The following is a 17,541-nucleotide window of genomic DNA, read 5'->3' as shown; positions in this document are numbered from 1 at the left end:
GCATGCTCGAGGAGGCTCTCGAGCACCTCGTGAAGGGCATCGTCGACAACCCCGACGAAGTGCAGGTCGCCTCGCGTGACCTGCGTCGCGGGCGCGTTCTGGAGGTCAGGGTTCACCCCGACGACCTCGGGAAGGTGATCGGCCGCAACGGCCGCACCGCACGTGCCCTGCGCACCGTCGTGGGTGCCATCGGCGGACGTGGTGTCCGTGTCGACCTCGTCGACGTGGATCAGGTTCGCTGATCACCATGCAGCACCGGCTCGGGCCGGGGAGGGCCACTTGGGCCGTCCCCGGCCCGAAGTCGTCTACGCGGTAATGCCGTAGGCACACGACAGGAGATTCCAGAAAGTGCAGCTCGTAGTCGCGCGTGTGGGCCGCGCCCACGGCATCAAGGGCGAGGTCACCGTCGAGGTACGTACCGACGAGCCGGAGCTCCGGCTCCCGCCCGGCGCCGTCCTGGCGACCGACCCGGCCTCGGCGGGCCCGCTGACCATCGAGACCGGCCGCGTCCACAGCGGCCGGCTCCTGCTGCGCTTCGCGGGCGTACACGACCGGACCGGCGCCGAGGCACTGCGCAACACCCTGCTGATCGCCGACGTCGACCCCGAGGAAATGCCCGAGGGCGAGGACGAGTACTACGACCACCAGCTGATGGACCTGGACGTGGTCCTGGTGGACGGCACCGAGGTCGGGCGCATCACCGAGATCTCGCACCTGCCCTCCCAGGACCTGTTCGTCGTGGAGCGACCCGACGGCAGCGAGGTGTACATCCCGTTCGTCGAGGAGATCGTGGTGGAGATCGACCTGGAGGAGCAGCGCGCGGTCATCGACCCGCCGCCGGGTCTGATCGACGACCGGGCAGAGATCGCGTCCGCCCGGGACGACGAGGACTCCTCGGGGGCCGACGCCTGATGCGTCTCGACGTCGTCACGATCTTCCCGGAGTACCTCGAACCCCTGAACGTCTCGCTCGTCGGCAAGGCACGCGCGCGTGGACAGCTGAATGTGCACGTGCATGATCTTCGGGACTGGACGTACGACCGTCACAACAAGGTCGACGACACGCCTTACGGCGGCGGCCCGGGAATGGTCATGAAGACCGACCCCTGGGGCGACGCGCTGGACGACGTACTGGCCGACGGATACGAGACCGGCTCGCGGACGCCCGCGCTGGTCGTGCCCACCCCCAGTGGCCGCCCCTTCACCCAGGCGCTCGCCGTCGAACTGTCCGAGCGGCCGTGGCTCGTCTTCACACCCGCCCGCTACGAGGGCATCGACCGGCGCGTCATCGACGAGTACGCGACCCGGATGCCCGTGTACGAGGTGTCCATCGGCGACTACGTTCTCGCCGGCGGTGAGGCGGCCGTCCTGGTGATCACGGAGGCCGTCGCGCGGCTGCTGCCCGGGGTCCTGGGCAACGCCGAGTCGCACCAGGACGACTCCTTCGCGCCCGGTGCCATGGCAAACCTCCTGGAGGGGCCCGTCTACACCAAGCCGCCCCAGTGGCGCGGCCGGGAGATCCCGGACGTGCTGCTCAGCGGCCACCACGGAAAGATCGCGCGCTGGCGCCGGGACGAGGCGCTGCGCCGTACGGCGGCCAACCGGCCCGGCCTGCTCGAGCAGACGGACGCGTCGGTCTTCGACAAGAAGGACCGCGAGACGCTCTCCATCATGGGGTGGCAGCCTTCCGCCGACGGCCGATTTTGGCGCAGGCCAGAGGGCGTGGAAGAATAGGTCGCTGTTGTGCGTCGTCCGGCGTGCGCCCCTGCCACGGGGGGACACGACGCCCGCCCCGGCACGGACAGCATTCCTCCGTAAATCAAGCTCCCGTTGATGACCTGTGGCATCAACGAAGAAAGCAGACGAAATGTCTCACCTGCTCGATACCGTCGACTCCGCGTCGCTGCGCAGCGACATCCCGGCCTTCCGCCCGGGTGACACCGTCAACGTCCACGTCCGCGTCATCGAGGGCAACCGCTCCCGTGTGCAGCAGTTCAAGGGCGTAGTCATCCGCCGTCAGGGCGCCGGTGTCCGCGAGACCTTCACGGTTCGCAAGGTCTCGTTCTCCGTCGGCGTCGAGCGCACCTTCCCGGTGCACACCCCGATCGTCGAGAAGATCGAGCTGGTCACGCGTGGTGACGTGCGTCGCGCCAAGCTGTACTACCTCCGTGAGCTGCGCGGCAAGGCCGCGAAGATCAAGGAGAAGCGCGACAACTGAGCTGTCGGCGAGCCCGATGTAAAGAAGGCTCACATCGAGGCCGGATAGCATCCTGCCCCGATGAACACCCAAGCACAGCAGACGGAGCGCGACCGCTCCTCCCGCCCTGCTCGATCCGAGAAGATCTCGGACACCGAGGGGCCGGAGGACCGGTCGCGTTTTGCGTTGGTGTCCTGGGCGGCCGAATGGCTCCCGGGTGGACGGATCACCCTGACTTTGCTGGTCTGCCTGCTTTTTCTGCTCCTCTCCAGCAGGTTCGTCATCCAGCCGTTCGAAATTCCCAGCCGCTCGATGGAGGGCGGATTGAGGATCGGGGACCGCGTTCTCGTAAATAAGTTCGCGTACCGTTTCGGTGCCGAGCCGCAGCGCGGTGACGTCGTCGTGTTCGACGGAACCGGCTACTTCGGGCACGCCGACTACATCAAGCGCGTTGTGGGTGTGGGGAGAGACCACGTGGTCTGCTGCGACAAGGAGGGGAGAATCGAGGTGAACGGCCGGTCGGTCGACGAGTCGACGTTCCTTTACCCCGGTGACAGCCCGTCCACGGTGTCCTTCGACGTCGTGGTGCCCGAGGGCGGCCTCTTCGTCCTGGGGGACCACCGCAGCGACTCCAGGGACTCCCGGGACCACCTGGGTTCCCCTGGCGGTGGGATGGTCCCCGTCGGGAGGGTGATCGGCCGGGCCGACTGGATCGCCTGGCCCCGCGAGCACTGGACCCGCCTGGACCGACCCGGCTCGTACGCGCGCGTGCCCGCCCCGGAGGCGACCGCGGTCGGCACGTCGGACGGTGTCCATGGGTAACCGCGGTAAACCGCGCGGTGCGCCCAGCACCGCTGCCGAGCAACTGCTGCCCACCGGCTCCCGCCGGGCGTCCGGTGCCGCCGCCAGGCCGGGCCGGGCCGAGCGGCGCAAGCTCCAGCGCAAGGTCAAGGCGCGCAGACGGCGCTCGGCCGTCAAGGAGATACCCCTTCTGGTGGGCGTCGCGGTGCTCATCGCGCTGGTCCTGAAGACGTTCCTCGTGCAGGCGTTCGTCATCCCGTCGGGCTCGATGGAGAACACGATCCAGATCGGTGACCGTGTCCTCGTGGACAAGTTCACCCCCTGGTTCGGCTCCAAGCCCCAGCGCGGTGACGTCGTCGTCTTCAAGGACCCCGGCGGCTGGCTCGACGACGAGCCGACCACGGCGAAGGGCGAGGACCCCATCGTCGTCAAGCAGTTCAAGCAGGGTCTCACCTTCATCGGTCTGCTGCCCTCGGACGACGAGAAGGACCTCATCAAACGCGTCGTCGCCGTCGGCGGCGACACCGTCAAGTGCTGCGACTCCCAGGGCCGCGTGACGGTCAACGGCATGCCGCTCAACGAGACGACCTACATCCACCCCGGCAACAAGCCGTCGTCGTTCACCTTCGAGGTGAAGGTCCCCGAGGGGCGCCTGTTCGTCATGGGCGACCACCGGGCCAACTCCGCCGACTCCCGCTACCACCGCACCGAGGCGTACAGCGGCACCGTGGCCGAGACCTCCGTCGTGGGCCGGGCCATGGTCATCGCCTGGCCGTTCGGCCACTGGACCCGTCTGGAGGAGCCGAACACGTTCTCCACGGTGCCGGGTGGGTCGGCCTCGGCCCTCGGCTCGTCGCATAGGGTGGCTTCCGCGGATCGGTATGGATCGATCCCGCTCCCGACCCCTGCGGAACTCCCGCTCGTTATGGGAGTGGTGGGCCTGCGTCGCTTCCGGCGTGGGCGGTGGTTCGGAGTGAGGAGTGGATGTGGGGGATTTGGCGGTCGGCGCACGGTCCGGACAGGACGGTCCCGAGGAACAGCGCCCCGCGGAGCCGGGTTCACCGGCCGCAGAGGACGCCGTCCCCGCAGGGAGTGACTCCGGGGCCCCAGGGCTCCCGGGGAGCGGCTCAGGGGACTCCGGGGACGACACGGCGCAGGACCTTGACGAGCCCGGCCACAAGCCCAGGAAGCAGCGCTCCTTCTGGAAGGAGTTGCCGCTGCTCATCGGCATCGCGCTGGTGCTCGCGCTGCTGATCAAGACCTTCCTGGTCCAGGCGTTCTCCATCCCCTCCGACTCCATGCAGCACACGCTGGAGCAGGGCGACCGGGTCCTGGTCGACAAGCTGACCCCGTGGTTCGGCTCCGAGCCCGAGCGCGGTGAGGTCGTCGTCTTCCACGACCCCGCCGACTGGCTGGCCGGCGAGCCGACCGTCGAACCGAACCCCGTGCAGCGGGTCCTCGGCTGGATCGGCCTGATGCCGTCCGCCAACGAGAAGGACCTCATCAAGCGGGTCATCGGCGTCGGCGGCGACACCGTCGAGTGCAAGGGCACGGGCCCGCTGAAGGTCAACGGCAAGGCGCTCGACGACGCGTCGTTCGTGTACGCGGGTAACACCCCGTGCAGCGTCGACGACCAGGGCGGCCAGTTCAAGGTGACGGTACCCAAGGGCAAAATCTGGGTCATGGGTGACCACCGGCAGAACTCCCTGGACTCCCGGTATCACCAGGAGGACAAGAACCAGGGCTTCGTCCCGGTGGGCAACGTCGTCGGCCGCGCCATCGTGGTCGCCTGGCCGCCCACCCGCTGGAACACGCTGCCGATTCCCGACACGTTCGACCAGAACCTGAGCGCCGCCGCACCGGGCGCGCTGGGCCTCGCGGGCGCCGTCCCGCTGGTCCTGTGGCGCAGGCGCCGAGCGGGCGGTCGTACGGATGCTCCCGTTACCGTCGGAAACTCCGGTGTTCCCGGGTCCGGTACCGCCGGGTAGGGTGCCGTCCCAGGCCGCGATCTGGGAGACCACTGGGATGAGCAGTACGACGACACGTACGGACGAGGGCCGCGGGCGGCTCGGCAGCAAGCTGTCGGGACTGGCCATGGCCCTCGGCTGTGTGCTCTTCCTCGGCGGCTTCGTCTGGGGCGCGATCCTCTACCAGCCGTACACCGTGCCGACGGACTCCATGTCGCCCACCATCGTCGCCGGCGACCGGGTGCTGGCCCAGCGGATCGACGGCGGCGACATCAAGCGCGGTGACGTCGTGGTCTTCAGGCAGGAGAGCTGGGGCGACATGCCCCTGGTCAAGCGGGTCGTGGCCGTGGGCGGGGACACGGTCTCCTGCTGCACGGACGGCAAGCTGGTCGTCAACGGCAAGCAGATCCAGGAGCCCTACCTGCGCAAGGGCCAGGTGGCCGAGCTGACCGCCATCCCGTCGGTCACGGTCCCCGAGGGGCGTCTGTTCCTGCTCGGTGACGAGCGCACCGGATCCCTGGACTCCACGGCTCATCTCACGGAGGCCTTCAACGGCACGGTGCCGCGCAGCGGAGTGGACGCACGCGTCGACGCCGTGGTGTGGCCCATGAACGGCATGCTGGCCCGGCCCACGGGCTTCGAGCCGCTGGGCGCCCTGTCGACACCGGGGCCGCTGCGGCTGCTCACCATCGCGATCGTGGCGGGCGGGGTACTGGTCCTGGGCGGTGGCGCCTACGGGCCGATCGCCAACCGGGCGTCGAAGCGGCGGGTCGGCGCGGTGGCGGAGCCGGCCGGTGCCCGCTGAGCCGGTGGGCGCCGCGGACGACTCGTACACCGGCGGAACACGCGAGGTGTCCCGAGTGGTGCTCCTCGATCCCCAGGACCGGATCCTGCTGCTGCACGGGCACGAGCCGGACGATCCGGCGGTCGCCTGGTGGTTCACTCCCGGTGGCGGCCTGGAGGGTGACGAGACCCGCGAGGAGGCCGCGCTGCGGGAACTCGCGGAGGAGACCGGCATCACCGAGGTCGAACTCGGGCCGGTGCTGTGGCGGCGCAGCTGTTCCTTCCCCTTCGCGGGGCGCCGCTGGGACCAGGACGAGTGGTACTTCCTGGCCCGTACGGAACGGACGGAGACCCGGGCCACGGGCCAGACCGAGCTGGAACGGCGCAGTGTCGCCGGAGCGCGTTGGTGGACGTGCCAGGAACTGACCCGGGCACATGAGACGGTGTATCCGACCAGACTCGCCGAGCTCCTGCGCAAGGTGCTCGACGAAGGTCCCCCGCCCATGCCCGAGGTCCTCGACACGGAAATCGTCTAGAGGATCGCGGTACTGGCGCACAATGGGGGGACGCACGGCTGAAGGGGAACATGCCATGAGCGCCGAGGACCTCGAGAAGTACGAGACCGAGATGGAGCTGAAGCTCTACCGGGAGTACCGCGATGTCGTCGGTCTGTTCAAATACGTGATCGAGACCGAGCGGCGCTTCTACCTCACCAACGACTACGAGATGCAGGTGCACTCGGTCCAGGGTGAGGTGTTCTTCGAGGTGTCGATGGCGGATGCCTGGGTGTGGGACATGTACCGGCCGGCCCGGTTCGTGAAGCAGGTCCGGGTGCTCACGTTCAAGGACGTGAACATCGAGGAGCTGAACAAGAGCGATCTGGAGCTCCCGGGCGGCTGACCGTCACTCGTGCGGGTGGCGGAGTTATCCACAATGCCGAGGTTGTCCACCAAGATCCAATAGCTCGCTGAACTGCCCGCATTGTTGGCGCCGGAGGTGGTGCCGACATGAACACACGCCATGCACAAGGCGGCGGACAGAGCCCGGCGCGAGGCAACGCACAGCGCGGCGCGCTGGGCAGGTACGGCGAGGATCTGGCCGCGCGACGGCTGACCGAGGCCGGAATGACGGTCCTGGACCGCAACTGGCGCGCCGGCCGTACCGGCGAGATCGACATCGTGGCCCGGGACGGCGACGCGCTCGTCGTCTGCGAGGTCAAGACGCGCAGGGCGGCCGGACCCGCCGGAGTCTTCCAGCACCCGATGGCGGCCGTCACGCCGGCCAAGGCCGAGCGGCTGAGGGGTCTCGCCGAACGATGGGTCCAGGAACACGGGGGAGCACCACCTGGCGGCGTCCGCATCGACCTGGTCGGCGTTCTGCTGCCCGAGCGCGGCGCCCCCGTGGTGGAACACGCGCGGGGGGTGGCGTGATGGGATTCGCCCGTACGTGTTCGGTGGCGCTGGTGGGTGTCGAGGGTGTGGTCGTCGAGGTCCAGGCGGATCTCGAACCCGGCGTCGCCGCGTTCACCCTGGTGGGACTGCCCGACAAGAGCCTCACGGAGAGCAAGGACCGGGTCCGGGCGGCGGTCGTCAATTCCGGAGCCGCCTGGCCGCAGAAGAAACTCACGGTGGGGCTCAGCCCGGCGTCCGTGCCCAAGAGCGGCAGCGGCTTCGACCTCGCCATCGCCGCCGCCGTCCTCGGGGCCGCCGAGCGGATCGATCCCCGGGTCCTCGCCGACATCGTGATGATCGGCGAACTGGGCCTCGACGGCCGGGTGCGACCGGTCCGGGGCATCCTGCCGGCGGTACTGGCGGCGGCCGACTCGGGATACGAACAGGTGGTCGTGCCGGAGTGCGCCGCCGCCGAAGCCGCTCTGGTCCCCGGGGTGTCCGTGCTCGGAGTGCGCAGTCTGCGGCAGCTGATCGCCGTTCTCACCGACGAGCCCGTACCCGAGGAGGAACCGGACGACCACGGCCGCCCCGACCCGCTCATGGCGGGCTTGCGGATGCCGGGCACCGGGGCGGCCACGGGGATGCACAGCATGGGCGCCGCCCAGTACGACAACGGCCACGACCTCGCCGACGTCGTGGGCCAGCACTCGGCGCGCACGGCGATGGAGGTGGCCGCGGCCGGCGGCCACCATGTCTTCCTCGAAGGTCCACCGGGGGCCGGCAAGACGATGCTCGCCGAGCGGCTGCCCGCCGTCCTGCCCCGGCTCAGCCGGGAGGAGTCGCTGGAGGTCACCGCCGTCCACTCGGTCGCGGGCCTGCTGCCACCGGGCAAACCCCTGATCGACACGGCGCCCTACTGCGCCCCGCACCACTCGGCCACCATGCAGGCACTCGTCGGCGGCGGACAGGGTGTGGCGCGGCCCGGAGCCGTCTCGCTGGCTCACCGCGGGATCCTCTTTCTGGACGAGACCCCGGAGTTCGGGAGCCAGGCGCTGGACGCCCTGCGCCAGCCCCTGGAGGCCGGGCACGTGGTGATCGCACGGAGTGCCGGGGTGGTGCGGTTCCCGGCCAGGTTCCTGATGATCCTCGCGGCCAACCCGTGCCCGTGCGGCCGTTTCTCCCAACGGGACACCCTCTGCGAGTGCCCGCCCTCCGTGATCCGGCGCTACCAGGCCCGGCTCTCCGGGCCCCTGCTCGACCGGGTCGACCTGCGGGTCGAGGTGGACCGGGTAACGCGCTCCCAGCTCGTCGAGCGCGGGGCGCGGGGCGAGTCCACGGCGACGGTCGCCGAGCGGGTGCGCACGGCCCGGGAGCGGGCGTCGGCGCGGCTCGTGGGGACCCCGTGGCGGACCAACAGCGAGGTGCCGGGACGGGAGCTGCGCAGCCGCTGGCACGCCGTACCCGGCGCCATGGAGGAGGCCGAGCGGAATCTGGAACGGGGTGTGCTCACCGCGCGCGGGATCGACCGGGTCCTGAGGGTCGCCTGGACCGTCGCGGACCTCGTCGGCCATGACCGGCCCGACGCGACGGATGTCGCCCTGGCGCTGCAACTGCGTACGGGGGTGCCTCGTGGGGTGCCGATGGCGATCGGGGCGATGGCATGACACGGGACGCGGCCGGGGACGCGACCGGCGAGGGGTCGAGTGGTGAGCAGGGCGGCCGACCGGCCGCGGAGGGGCTCGCCCGGGTCCTCCTCACCCGGGTCGTCGAGCCGGGGGACGAGGTCGCGGGGCGGTGGCTCCGGGAGCGCGGGGCCGTGGAAGTGGTACGGCGGCTCAGGGACGGCGGGCCGATGCTGACCGGAGTCACCGGGACCAGATGGTCGGGGCTGTGCGCGCGGGCCGCGCAGGCCGAGCCCGAGCGGGATCTCGCCGTCGCGCGGGCGGCGGGGGTGCGTTTCGTGTGGCCCGGCGAGCCGGAGTGGCCGGCCCAGCTCGACGACCTCGGTGACGCGCGGCCCACGGGACTGTGGGTGCGCGGGCGGCCCAGCCTGCGGATGTGGGCGCTGCGGTCCGTCGCCGTGGTGGGAGCCCGGGCCTGCACCGAGTACGGCGCCCACATGGCGGCCACGCTCGCCGCCGGGCTCGCGGAGCGCGGATGGGTGGTGGTGTCGGGCGGCGCCTACGGGGTCGACGGGGCCGCGCACCGGGGTGCGCTCGGTGCGGGCGGGGCCACCGTCGCCGTACTCGCCTGCGGAGTCGACCGGCCCTACCCGCGCGGGCACACCCAGTTGATCACCAGAATCGCCGAACAAGGCCTGGTGGTGGGCGAGTTGCCGCCCGGCGACCACCCGACGCAGAGCCGGTTCGTGCTGCGGAACCGGGTGATCGCGGCCCTCACCAGGGGAACCGTGGTCGTCGAGGCCGCGTACCGCAGCGGGTCGCTCGTCACGGCACGGGCGGCGCAGCGGCTGGGGAGGTTCACGATGGGGGTGCCGGGGCCCGCCACCAGCGGGCTCTCCGCCGGTGTGCACGAACTCCTGCGCGGCGAGGCGATGCTGGTCACCGACGCCGCGGAAGTCGCCGAACTGGTCGGGGACATGGGCGAGCTGGCGCCGGAGAGGCGGGGGCCGGTGCTCCCGCGTGACCTGCTGGAACCGGCGGCAAGACGTGTCCTGGCCGTGCTGCCCGCCGCCGCGACGGCGACCGTGGACGACATCGCGCTGAGCGCGTCGACGACGAAGGACGACGCGGTCGCCAGACTGTACGAGCTCCGATCACTTGGTTACGTCGAACGACACGACGACGGCTGGAAGTTGACACGCCAGGCGATGATCTCCGTCCGGCCCGGGCGGGACGCGTGCTGACCGAGCGTGTTCGGCCGTCCGGGGGATGCCCGAAGCCCTCGGGAATTCCCACAGTTGACCCGCTCCGATGGTCACACAGGGCAACGGACCTGCCCCTGGAGGGCATCCAGCGGAACGTATCCGCGTACGCCCCACCCCCTCGACCTCGCACACTGCGACACCTCAGTCACGCTACGCTCACGTGGATTCCGGCGCAGACCGGCAGTCGGAGAGGCAATTCGACCAGACGGGTAATTCGACATCAGACCGCAACAGACCGACGGCCCACCCGGGCACCCATCCAGACACCACCGGTTCACGGCAGAACGGCACAAGGCGACGTATGCCCCAGCACACCTCCGGGTCCGACCGGGCGGCGGCCCCACCGGCAGCCCGCGACGGCGGTAACGTGCGCCCGCCCGCTCCCTCGACGGTCGACGAGCTGTGGCGTTCGTACAAGACGACGGGCGACGAGCGGCTGCGGGAGCAGTTGATCCTGCACTACTCGCCGCTCGTGAAGTACGTCGCCGGCCGGGTGAGCGTCGGGCTGCCGCCCAACGTCGAGCAGGCGGACTTCGTCTCCTCCGGGGTGTTCGGGCTGATCGACGCGATCGAGAAGTTCGACATCGAGCGGGAGATCAAGTTCGAGACGTACGCGATCACGCGCATCCGGGGCGCCATGATCGACGAACTGCGGGCGCTGGACTGGATTCCGCGGTCGGTGCGGCAGAAGGCGCGGAACGTGGAGCGGGCGTACGCGACGCTGGAGGCGCGCCTGCGGCGGACGCCGTCGGAGGGCGAGGTGGCCGCCGAGATGGGCATCGCGGTCGACGAACTCCACGCGGTGTTCAGTCAGTTGTCGCTGGCGAACGTGGTGGCGCTGGAGGAACTGCTGCATGCCGGGGGCGAGGGCGGGGACCGGTTGAGCCTCATGGACACGCTGGAGGACACCGCCGCCGACAACCCGGTCGAGGTGGCCGAGGGCCGGGAGCTGCGGCGGTTCCTCGCGCGGGCGATCAACACGCTGCCCGACCGGGAGAAGACCGTGGTGACGCTGTACTACTACGAGGGGCTCACCCTCGCGGAGATCGGCAACGTGCTGGGCGTGACCGAGAGCCGGGTCAGCCAGATCCACACCAAGTCGGTCCTGCAACTGCGCGCGAAGCTGGCGAGCTTCGGTCGCTGACCTGACCTGACCTGACCTGGCCAGGCGGCCCGGGTGACCGGAGGATCTCCCCTGCGGGGCGGTCCGTCCGTACAGTGGCTGACGTGCCAAGGATTCGAGCGGCCTCCGTGGCCGAGCACCGGTCGATGCAGCGAGCCGCCCTGCTGGACGCGGCGAGGTCCCTGCTGTCCGAGGGCGGGACGGAGGCGCTGACCTTCCCGGCCCTGGCCGAGCGGACCGGGCTCGCGCGGTCGTCCGTGTACGAGTACTTCCGGTCGCGGGCCTGCGTCGTCGAGGAACTGTGCGCGGTCGACTTCCCGGTCTGGGCGGCCGAGGTCGAGGCGGCGATGGCCGCGGCCGAGGGGCCAGAGGACAAGGTCGAGGCCTATGTACGCCAGCAGCTCGCCCTGGTGGGTGACCGCCGGCACCGGGCCGTGGTCGCGATCTCGGCGAGTGAACTGGACGCGGGGGCCCGGGAGAGGATCCGGGCCGCACACGGGGCGCTCGTCGCGATGGTGGTCGAGGCGCTGCGGGACATCGGGCATGAGCAGCCCCGGATGGCCGCGATGTTGCTGCAGGGGATCGTGGACGCGGCTGTGCGGCGGATCGAGTTCGGGATGACGGAAGATCCTGCGGTGATCACCGACGCGGCTGTGGCGATGGCGCTGCGGGGTGTACGGGGCTGAACCGGCCCCGTGGGTCGGCGCGGGCCCGGTGGCTCGGTCGGGCCGTGTACGGCTACGGCTGGGCGGGCAGCGGTACGCCCAGTACCGGTAGGAGGCGGGACGGGCCCCTGTGCAGCAGCCATGGAGGCAGCAGGGTCAGCGGATCCAGGTACATGTCGCCTCTCAGCAGGCCCCAGTGCACGCACGCCGTCGTGCAGTGACCGCTGCCGACCTCCACCGTGCCCACCACCTCGCCCGCCGTCACCTCCGCGCCCTTCACCACTGCGGCCGTCACCGGTTCGTATGTCGTGCGCAGGGGCGGGGCGCCCGTGCCCGACAGTTCCACGGAGACGACTCCCCGGCCCGCCACCCGGCCCGCGAAGTAGACCCGGCCCGCCGCCACCGCGCGAACCGGGGTACCGGGGGTGGCCGCCAGGTCCACGCCCCGGTGACCGCCGGCGTAGGGCGTCGGGGGAGGCTCCCAGGCTCGTAGGACCAGGGGGCGGGAGCCCACCGGCCAGGTGCGGGCGATCGCGGGGGTCGAAGGGACGTCCGCCGGGCGGGGTTCCGTCGGCGGAGCCGCCCCGGCCCCGCGCGCCGTCGATGCCGTCAGTGTCAGCGTCAGGGCCAGCAGCACTCCAAGGCCCCGACGTCCTCCTCCACGCATTCCTCGTTTCGCTCGCATGGGGGGAGCCTCGCGCGATTCGGGACGGTCTGGGTGGACCTGTGGAGTACTGACCGGTTGTGGATAACGGCGTCACCCGAGGCCTCGCGGTTCCCGTACACTTCCTTTGGCGATCCGGGTGACCGGGTCGACTTCGCACGCCCCGACATCAGGCCCCTACAAGGCCGGTGTCAGCGCCCCTCGGTCCCTCGTGGCAAGGCGCAATCGGGCGTCAGGCGCGGGTGCCGACCGGTACCCGCGGCACAACCGAGAAACACAAGGAGAACGGCCATGGCCGTCGTCACGATGCGGGAGCTGCTGGAAAGCGGCGTCCACTTCGGTCACCAGACCCGTCGTTGGAACCCGAAGATGAAGCGCTTCATCTTCACGGAGCGCAACGGCATCTACATCATCGACCTGCTCCAGTCGCTGTCGTACATCGACCGCGCCTACGAGTTCGTCAAGGAGACCGTCGCCCACGGCGGCACGGTCATGTTCGTCGGCACGAAGAAGCAGGCGCAGGAAGCGATCGCCGAGCAGGCGACCCGCGTCGGCATGCCCTACGTCAACCAGCGCTGGCTGGGCGGCATGCTCACCAACTTCTCGACCGTCTACAAGCGTCTGCAGCGCCTCAAGGAGCTCGAGCAGATCGACTTCGAGGACGTCGCCGCGTCGGGTCTCACCAAGAAGGAGCTTCTCGTGCTCTCGCGCGAGAAGGCCAAGCTGGAGAAGACCCTCGGTGGTATCCGCGAGATGTCCAAGGTGCCCAGCGCCGTCTGGATCGTGGACACCAAGAAGGAGCACATCGCGGTCGGTGAGGCCCGGAAGCTCAACATCCCGGTCGTCGCGATCCTCGACACCAACTGCGACCCCGACGAGGTCGACTACAAGATCCCGGGCAACGACGACGCGATCCGCTCCGTCACCCTGCTCACCCGCGTGATCGCCGACGCTGTCGCCGAGGGCCTCATGTCCCGCTCCGGCGTCAACACCGGTGACAAGGGCGAGAAGGCCGTCGCCGAGCCCCTCGCCGAGTGGGAGCGCGACCTCCTCGAGGGCGAGAAGAAGGCCGACGACGCCGAGGCGCCCGCCGCCGAGGCTGCTGCCGCTGAGGCCCCCGCCGAGGAGGCTCCGGTCGAGGCCGCTGCCGAGGCCGAGGTCGAGGCCGCCGCTGAGGCCCCCGTCGAGGCGCCCGCTGCCGAGGCTCCGGCCGACGCCGCCGAGCAGGCCTGACCCTCACCCCTTCGGGTTGTCGAACGGCGGGGGCACCTCCATCGGCCCCCCGCCGTTCGGTCCGTAGATCTTTCAGACTTCGAGAGAGACTCCGAGAATCATGGCGAACTACACCGCCGCCGACGTCAAGAAGCTCCGTGAGCTCACCGGCGCCGGCATGATGGACTGCAAGAAGGCACTGGACGAGGCCGAGGGCGAGGTCGACAAGGCCGTCGAGGCCCTGCGCATCAAGGGCCAGAAGGGCGTCGCCAAGCGCGAGGGCCGTTCCGCCGAGAACGGCGCGGTCGTCTCGATCATCGCCGACGACAACACCTCCGGTGTCCTCGTCGAGCTGAAGTGCGAGACGGACTTCGTCGCCAAGGGCGAGAAGTTCCAGGCTGCCGCCAACGCGCTCGCCGAGCACGTCGCCAAGACCTCCCCGGCCGACCTGGAGGCGCTGCTCGCCTCCGAGATCGAGTCCGGCAAGACGGTCCAGGCGTACGTCGACGAGGCCAACGCCAACCTGGGCGAGAAGATCGTCCTGGACCGCTTCGCGCAGTACGCGGACGGTTTCGTGCTGGCCTACATGCACCGCACGATGCCCGACCTGCCCCCGCAGATCGGTGTCCTCGTCGAGCTGGACAAGCCCAATGCCGAGGTCGCCAAGGGCATCGCCCAGCACATCGCCGCCTTCGCGCCGAAGTACCTCTCCAAGGAGGACGTGCCGGCCGAGGTCGTCGAGACCGAGCGCCGCGTCGCCGAGGAGACCACCCGCGCCGAGGGCAAGCCCGAGGCCGCCCTGCCGAAGATCGTCGAGGGGCGCGTCAACGGCTTCTTCAAGGAAGCCACGCTGCTCGGCCAGCCGTACGCGCTGGACAACAAGAAGTCCGTCCAGAAGGTCCTGGACGAGGCCGGTGTCACCCTGAAGCGCTTCACGCGCATCAAGGTCGGCATCTGAGTCCGTACCGCGATCGACGCGCGGCCCGCGTAGGCATACCTATAGGGTCGATGACAGTCGCGCGCGTACGCCGTCATGCACGCGCGCGTGGCGGACGACAGCAGATCTGACGAGGAGGCCATTGCCGAGCATGGGATGCGACGACACCCCATCGGCAATGGCCTCCTTCGTATGTGTGACACGTGAAGAGGCGAGATCTCGATGACCACCAAGGCCCAGAAGAGCGACGACGGCAAAGTGCGCGGCAGGTACATGCTGAAGCTGTCCGGAGAGGCCTTCTCCGGTGGCGGGGGCCTGGGCGTCGACCCCGACGTGGTGCACAAGATTGCCCGCGAGATCGCGGCCGTCGTGCGCGACGGCTCCCAGATCGCCGTCGTCCTCGGCGGCGGCAACTTCTTTCGCGGTGCGGAACTGCAGCAGCGCGGCATGGACCGGGCCCGCTCGGACTACATGGGCATGCTCGGCACCGTCATGAACTGCCTCGCTCTCCAGGACTTCCTGGAGAAGGAGGGCATCGACAGCCGGGTCCAGACCGCCATCACCATGGGTCAGGTCGCCGAGCCGTACATTCCGCTGCGCGCCGTACGACACCTGGAGAAGGGCCGTGTGGTCATCTTCGGTGCCGGTATGGGCATGCCGTACTTCTCCACCGACACGACCGCCGCACAGCGCGCCCTGGAGATCGACGCCGAGGCACTGCTGATGGGCAAGAACGGCGTGGACGGGGTCTACGACTCCGACCCGAAGACCAATCCCGAGGCCGTCAAGTTCGACTCGCTCGGCTACGGCGAGGTCATCACCCGGGACCTCAAGGTCGCCGACATGACCGCGATCACGCTGTGCCGTGACAACAAGCTCCCGATCCTGGTCTTCGAGCTTCTGACCGAGGGCAATATCGCCCGGGCCGTCAAGGGTGAGAAGATCGGCACACTCGTCGGTGAACAGGGCAGCCGGGACTGACCGGGTATCAGCCCTGCCCGGGGACGGACCCTGAGCGGGGGATGGACAATGTCCTGCCGGTCGGGAACCGTGCAGGAAGAAGACGCGACGCAGCCGGCCGCCGGCCTGACCGAGACCAGCAGCCGGGCCTACTCAAGACACGCAGGAGCAAGTGGTGATCGAAGAGACCCTCCTCGAGGCCGAGGAGAAGATGGAGAAGGCCGTCGTGGTCGCCAAGGAGGACTTCGCCGCGATCCGCACCGGCCGTGCGCACCCGGCGATGTTCAACAAGATCGTGGCCGACTACTACGGCGCGTTGACGCCGATCAACCAGCTGGCCTCTTTCTCCGTGCCCGAACCGCGGATGGCCGTGGTGACCCCGTTCGACAAGACCGCGATGCGCAACATCGAACAGGCGATCCGCGACTCCGACCTCGGCGTCAACCCGAGCAACGACGGAAACATCATCCGCGTGGTGTTCCCCGAGCTCACCCAGGAACGCCGCAAGGACTACATCAAGGTGGCCCGGACCAAGGCCGAGGACTCCAAGATCTCGATCCGGTCCATCCGCCGCAAGGCCAAGGACACCATCGACAAGTTCGTCAAGGACGGCGAGGTCGGCGAGGACGAGGGCCGTCGCGCGGAGAAGGAGCTCGACGACACCACCGCGAAGTACGTCGCGCAGGTGGACGAGCTTCTCAAGCACAAGGAAGCGGAGCTTCTCGAAGTCTGATGAACGACTCTTCCTGGGGGGCGCAGCCCCACGCCGGGTACTGGGGGCCGTCCGACGGAGGGCCTGTCCAGGGGGCTGCCCCGGCGGGTCCCGCGTACGATGCGCAGCACGCGCAGCAGACTCGCCCCATGCCCATCGTGCCCGACGTACCCGCACATGGCGGAGACCAGGATGACGACCGGGGGGCCGCTCGGCCGGGCGGCCCCTTGTTCCGCGACGAGAAGCCGCAGGCACAGCCCTACGGGGCGGTGCCGCAGAAGCCGGATTCCATGCCCACGCCCGACGACGCCCAGCAGCCCGCCCCCGTCCCGAAGAAGAGCGCGGGTCGGGACCTCGGCGCGGCCATAGGTGTCGGCGTCGGGCTCGGCGCGGTGATCATCGCGTCGCTGTTCGTCGTCAAGGCCGCCTTCGTCGGCGTGATCGCGGTCGCCGTCGTGGTCGGCCTGTGGGAACTGACGTCCCGGCTCCAGGAACGCAAGGGCATCAAGGCACCGCTGGTGCCGCTCGCGCTCGGCGGGGCCGCGATGGTCGTCGCCGGCTACGTCCGGGGTCCCGAGGGCGCGTGGGTCGCGATGGCGCTGACCGCGCTCGCGGTCCTGGTCTGGCGTATGACGGAACCCCCCGAGGGCTATCTGAAGGACGTCACGGCAGGCGTCTTTGCTGCTTTCTACGTCCCGTTCCTGGCGACGTTCGTCGCGATGATGCTCACCGCCGACGACGGTGCGCAGCGCGTCATGACGTTCCTGCTCCTGACGGTCGTCAGCGACACCGGCGCGTACGCGATCGGCTGGCGCTTCGGCAAGCACAAGCTCGCCCCGCGCATCAGCCCCGGCAAGACCCGCGAGGGTCTGTTCGGCGCTGTCACGTTCGCGATGGTGGCGGGCGCGCTGCTGATGGAGTACGTCATCGACGACGGCACCTGGTGGCAGGGGCTGCTGCTGGGCCTCGCGGTCGCGGTGAGCGCCACGCTCGGCGACCTCGGCGAGTCCATGATCAAGCGGGACCTGGGCATCAAGGACATGGGCACGCTGTTGCCCGGGCACGGCGGCATCATGGACCGGCTGGACTCGCTGCTTCCCACGGCTCCTGTCGTGTGGTTGCTGTTCGTCGCCTTCGTGGGCTGAGGGCGGCCGGAATGTTCCAGTACGGTCCGGATTTCCTGTGAAGAACCCACGTCGGCCCGAAACCACCCCTTTCGAACCTAAGATCGACTTCAGTGCGG

At 69.8% G+C, this 17,541-nt stretch carries 21 protein-coding genes; 20 read left to right on the top strand and 1 reads right to left on the bottom strand.

The annotated features are described in order from the left end of the window. Positions 1-2 precede the first annotated feature (2 nt). The 15 genes from QA861_RS12070 to QA861_RS12000 all read left to right on the top strand — a co-directional run bounded on the left by QA861_RS12070 (position 3) and on the right by QA861_RS12000 (position 11,834). Positions 3-242: an RNA-binding protein gene (locus QA861_RS12070; RefSeq protein WP_006373563.1), complete on the top strand. Its 240-nt coding sequence runs from the start codon at positions 3-5 to the stop codon at positions 240-242. A gap of 106 nt (positions 243-348) precedes the next feature. Next, positions 349-912 carry a ribosome maturation factor RimM gene (gene rimM / locus QA861_RS12065; RefSeq protein WP_334588341.1) on the top strand — a complete coding sequence of 188 codons (564 nt, stop codon included), beginning with the start codon at positions 349-351 and terminating at the stop codon, positions 910-912. Continuing rightward, a complete protein-coding gene (gene trmD, locus QA861_RS12060; protein ID WP_334588340.1) occupies positions 912-1,733 on the top strand; it encodes a tRNA (guanosine(37)-N1)-methyltransferase TrmD in 822 nt (273 codons plus the stop codon). Before rimM ends, trmD begins: the two co-directional genes overlap by 1 nt. A gap of 133 nt (positions 1,734-1,866) precedes the next feature. Beyond that, positions 1,867-2,217: a 50S ribosomal protein L19 gene (rplS, locus tag QA861_RS12055; RefSeq protein WP_030797849.1), complete on the top strand. Its 351-nt coding sequence runs from the start codon at positions 1,867-1,869 to the stop codon at positions 2,215-2,217. Positions 2,218-2,277: 60 nt separating this feature from the next. Next, on the top strand, positions 2,278-3,018 hold the full coding sequence (gene lepB / locus QA861_RS12050; protein WP_334588339.1) for a signal peptidase I: 741 nt from the start codon (positions 2,278-2,280) through the stop codon (positions 3,016-3,018). Then, positions 3,011-4,093: a signal peptidase I gene (gene lepB, locus QA861_RS12045; protein WP_334588338.1), complete on the top strand. Its 1,083-nt coding sequence runs from the start codon at positions 3,011-3,013 to the stop codon at positions 4,091-4,093. Before lepB (QA861_RS12050) ends, lepB (QA861_RS12045) begins: the two co-directional genes overlap by 8 nt. After that, on the top strand, positions 3,984-4,985 hold the full coding sequence (gene lepB, locus QA861_RS12040; protein ID WP_334588337.1) for a signal peptidase I: 1,002 nt from the start codon (positions 3,984-3,986) through the stop codon (positions 4,983-4,985). The genes lepB (QA861_RS12045) and lepB (QA861_RS12040) overlap by 110 nt, the downstream gene beginning before the upstream one ends. A gap of 37 nt (positions 4,986-5,022) precedes the next feature. Next, positions 5,023-5,769 carry a signal peptidase I gene (gene lepB, locus QA861_RS12035; RefSeq protein WP_334588336.1) on the top strand — a complete coding sequence of 249 codons (747 nt, stop codon included), beginning with the start codon at positions 5,023-5,025 and terminating at the stop codon, positions 5,767-5,769. Further along, the gene (locus QA861_RS12030) at positions 5,759-6,283 is read left to right on the top strand and encodes an NUDIX hydrolase (protein WP_334588335.1); all 525 of its coding nucleotides are present in this window, start codon (positions 5,759-5,761) and stop codon (positions 6,281-6,283) included. The genes lepB (QA861_RS12035) and QA861_RS12030 overlap by 11 nt, the downstream gene beginning before the upstream one ends. A 55-nt stretch (positions 6,284-6,338) precedes the next feature. Beyond that, positions 6,339-6,647: a DUF2469 domain-containing protein gene (locus tag QA861_RS12025; protein ID WP_003965949.1), complete on the top strand. Its 309-nt coding sequence runs from the start codon at positions 6,339-6,341 to the stop codon at positions 6,645-6,647. Between the two features lie 107 nt (positions 6,648-6,754). Beyond that, a complete protein-coding gene (locus tag QA861_RS12020; protein ID WP_334588334.1) occupies positions 6,755-7,177 on the top strand; it encodes a YraN family protein in 423 nt (140 codons plus the stop codon). Beyond that, on the top strand, positions 7,177-8,802 hold the full coding sequence (locus QA861_RS12015; protein WP_334588333.1) for a YifB family Mg chelatase-like AAA ATPase: 1,626 nt from the start codon (positions 7,177-7,179) through the stop codon (positions 8,800-8,802). Before QA861_RS12020 ends, QA861_RS12015 begins: the two co-directional genes overlap by 1 nt. Next, the gene (gene dprA / locus QA861_RS12010; RefSeq protein WP_334588332.1) at positions 8,799-10,004 is read left to right on the top strand and encodes a DNA-processing protein DprA; all 1,206 of its coding nucleotides are present in this window, start codon (positions 8,799-8,801) and stop codon (positions 10,002-10,004) included. Before QA861_RS12015 ends, dprA begins: the two co-directional genes overlap by 4 nt. Positions 10,005-10,326: 322 nt before the next feature. Beyond that, positions 10,327-11,169: an RNA polymerase sigma factor WhiG gene (gene whiG / locus QA861_RS12005; protein ID WP_334588331.1), complete on the top strand. Its 843-nt coding sequence runs from the start codon at positions 10,327-10,329 to the stop codon at positions 11,167-11,169. Positions 11,170-11,276: 107 nt separating this feature from the next. Next, on the top strand, positions 11,277-11,834 hold the full coding sequence (locus QA861_RS12000; protein ID WP_334590525.1) for a TetR/AcrR family transcriptional regulator: 558 nt from the start codon (positions 11,277-11,279) through the stop codon (positions 11,832-11,834). Positions 11,835-11,886: 52 nt separating this feature from the next. Here the strand turns inward: QA861_RS12000 and QA861_RS11995 are convergent, their stop codons facing one another. Continuing rightward, entirely contained in the window at positions 11,887-12,498 is a 612-nt protein-coding gene (locus QA861_RS11995) for a peptidoglycan DD-metalloendopeptidase family protein (protein WP_334588330.1), read from the bottom strand. Between the two features lie 270 nt (positions 12,499-12,768). Here QA861_RS11995 and rpsB point away from each other — a divergent pair, with 270 nt between their 5' ends. The 5 genes from rpsB to QA861_RS11970 all read left to right on the top strand — a co-directional run bounded on the left by rpsB (position 12,769) and on the right by QA861_RS11970 (position 17,443). Next, positions 12,769-13,710 (top strand): 30S ribosomal protein S2, encoded by a 942-nt coding sequence (gene rpsB / locus QA861_RS11990; protein ID WP_334588329.1) that lies wholly within the window; start codon positions 12,769-12,771, stop codon positions 13,708-13,710. A 100-nt stretch (positions 13,711-13,810) separates the two neighbouring features. After that, a complete protein-coding gene (gene tsf, locus QA861_RS11985) occupies positions 13,811-14,647 on the top strand; it encodes a translation elongation factor Ts (protein WP_334588328.1) in 837 nt (278 codons plus the stop codon). A 201-nt stretch (positions 14,648-14,848) separates the two neighbouring features. Next, the gene (gene pyrH / locus QA861_RS11980) at positions 14,849-15,607 is read left to right on the top strand and encodes a UMP kinase (protein WP_327697978.1); all 759 of its coding nucleotides are present in this window, start codon (positions 14,849-14,851) and stop codon (positions 15,605-15,607) included. A gap of 154 nt (positions 15,608-15,761) precedes the next feature. Then, positions 15,762-16,319, top strand: coding sequence for a ribosome recycling factor (gene frr, locus QA861_RS11975; protein WP_006373551.1), 558 nt, complete (start codon positions 15,762-15,764; stop codon positions 16,317-16,319). After that, on the top strand, positions 16,319-17,443 hold the full coding sequence (locus QA861_RS11970; protein ID WP_334588327.1) for a phosphatidate cytidylyltransferase: 1,125 nt from the start codon (positions 16,319-16,321) through the stop codon (positions 17,441-17,443). Before frr ends, QA861_RS11970 begins: the two co-directional genes overlap by 1 nt. Positions 17,444-17,541 lie beyond the last annotated feature (98 nt).

This window comes from Streptomyces sp. B21-083 (assembly GCF_036898825.1).
Classification (GTDB): Bacteria; Actinomycetota; Actinomycetes; order Streptomycetales; family Streptomycetaceae; genus Streptomyces.
The sequence above is the reverse complement of the archived record's forward strand: the minus strand, read 5'-3'. Positions and strand labels throughout refer to the sequence as shown.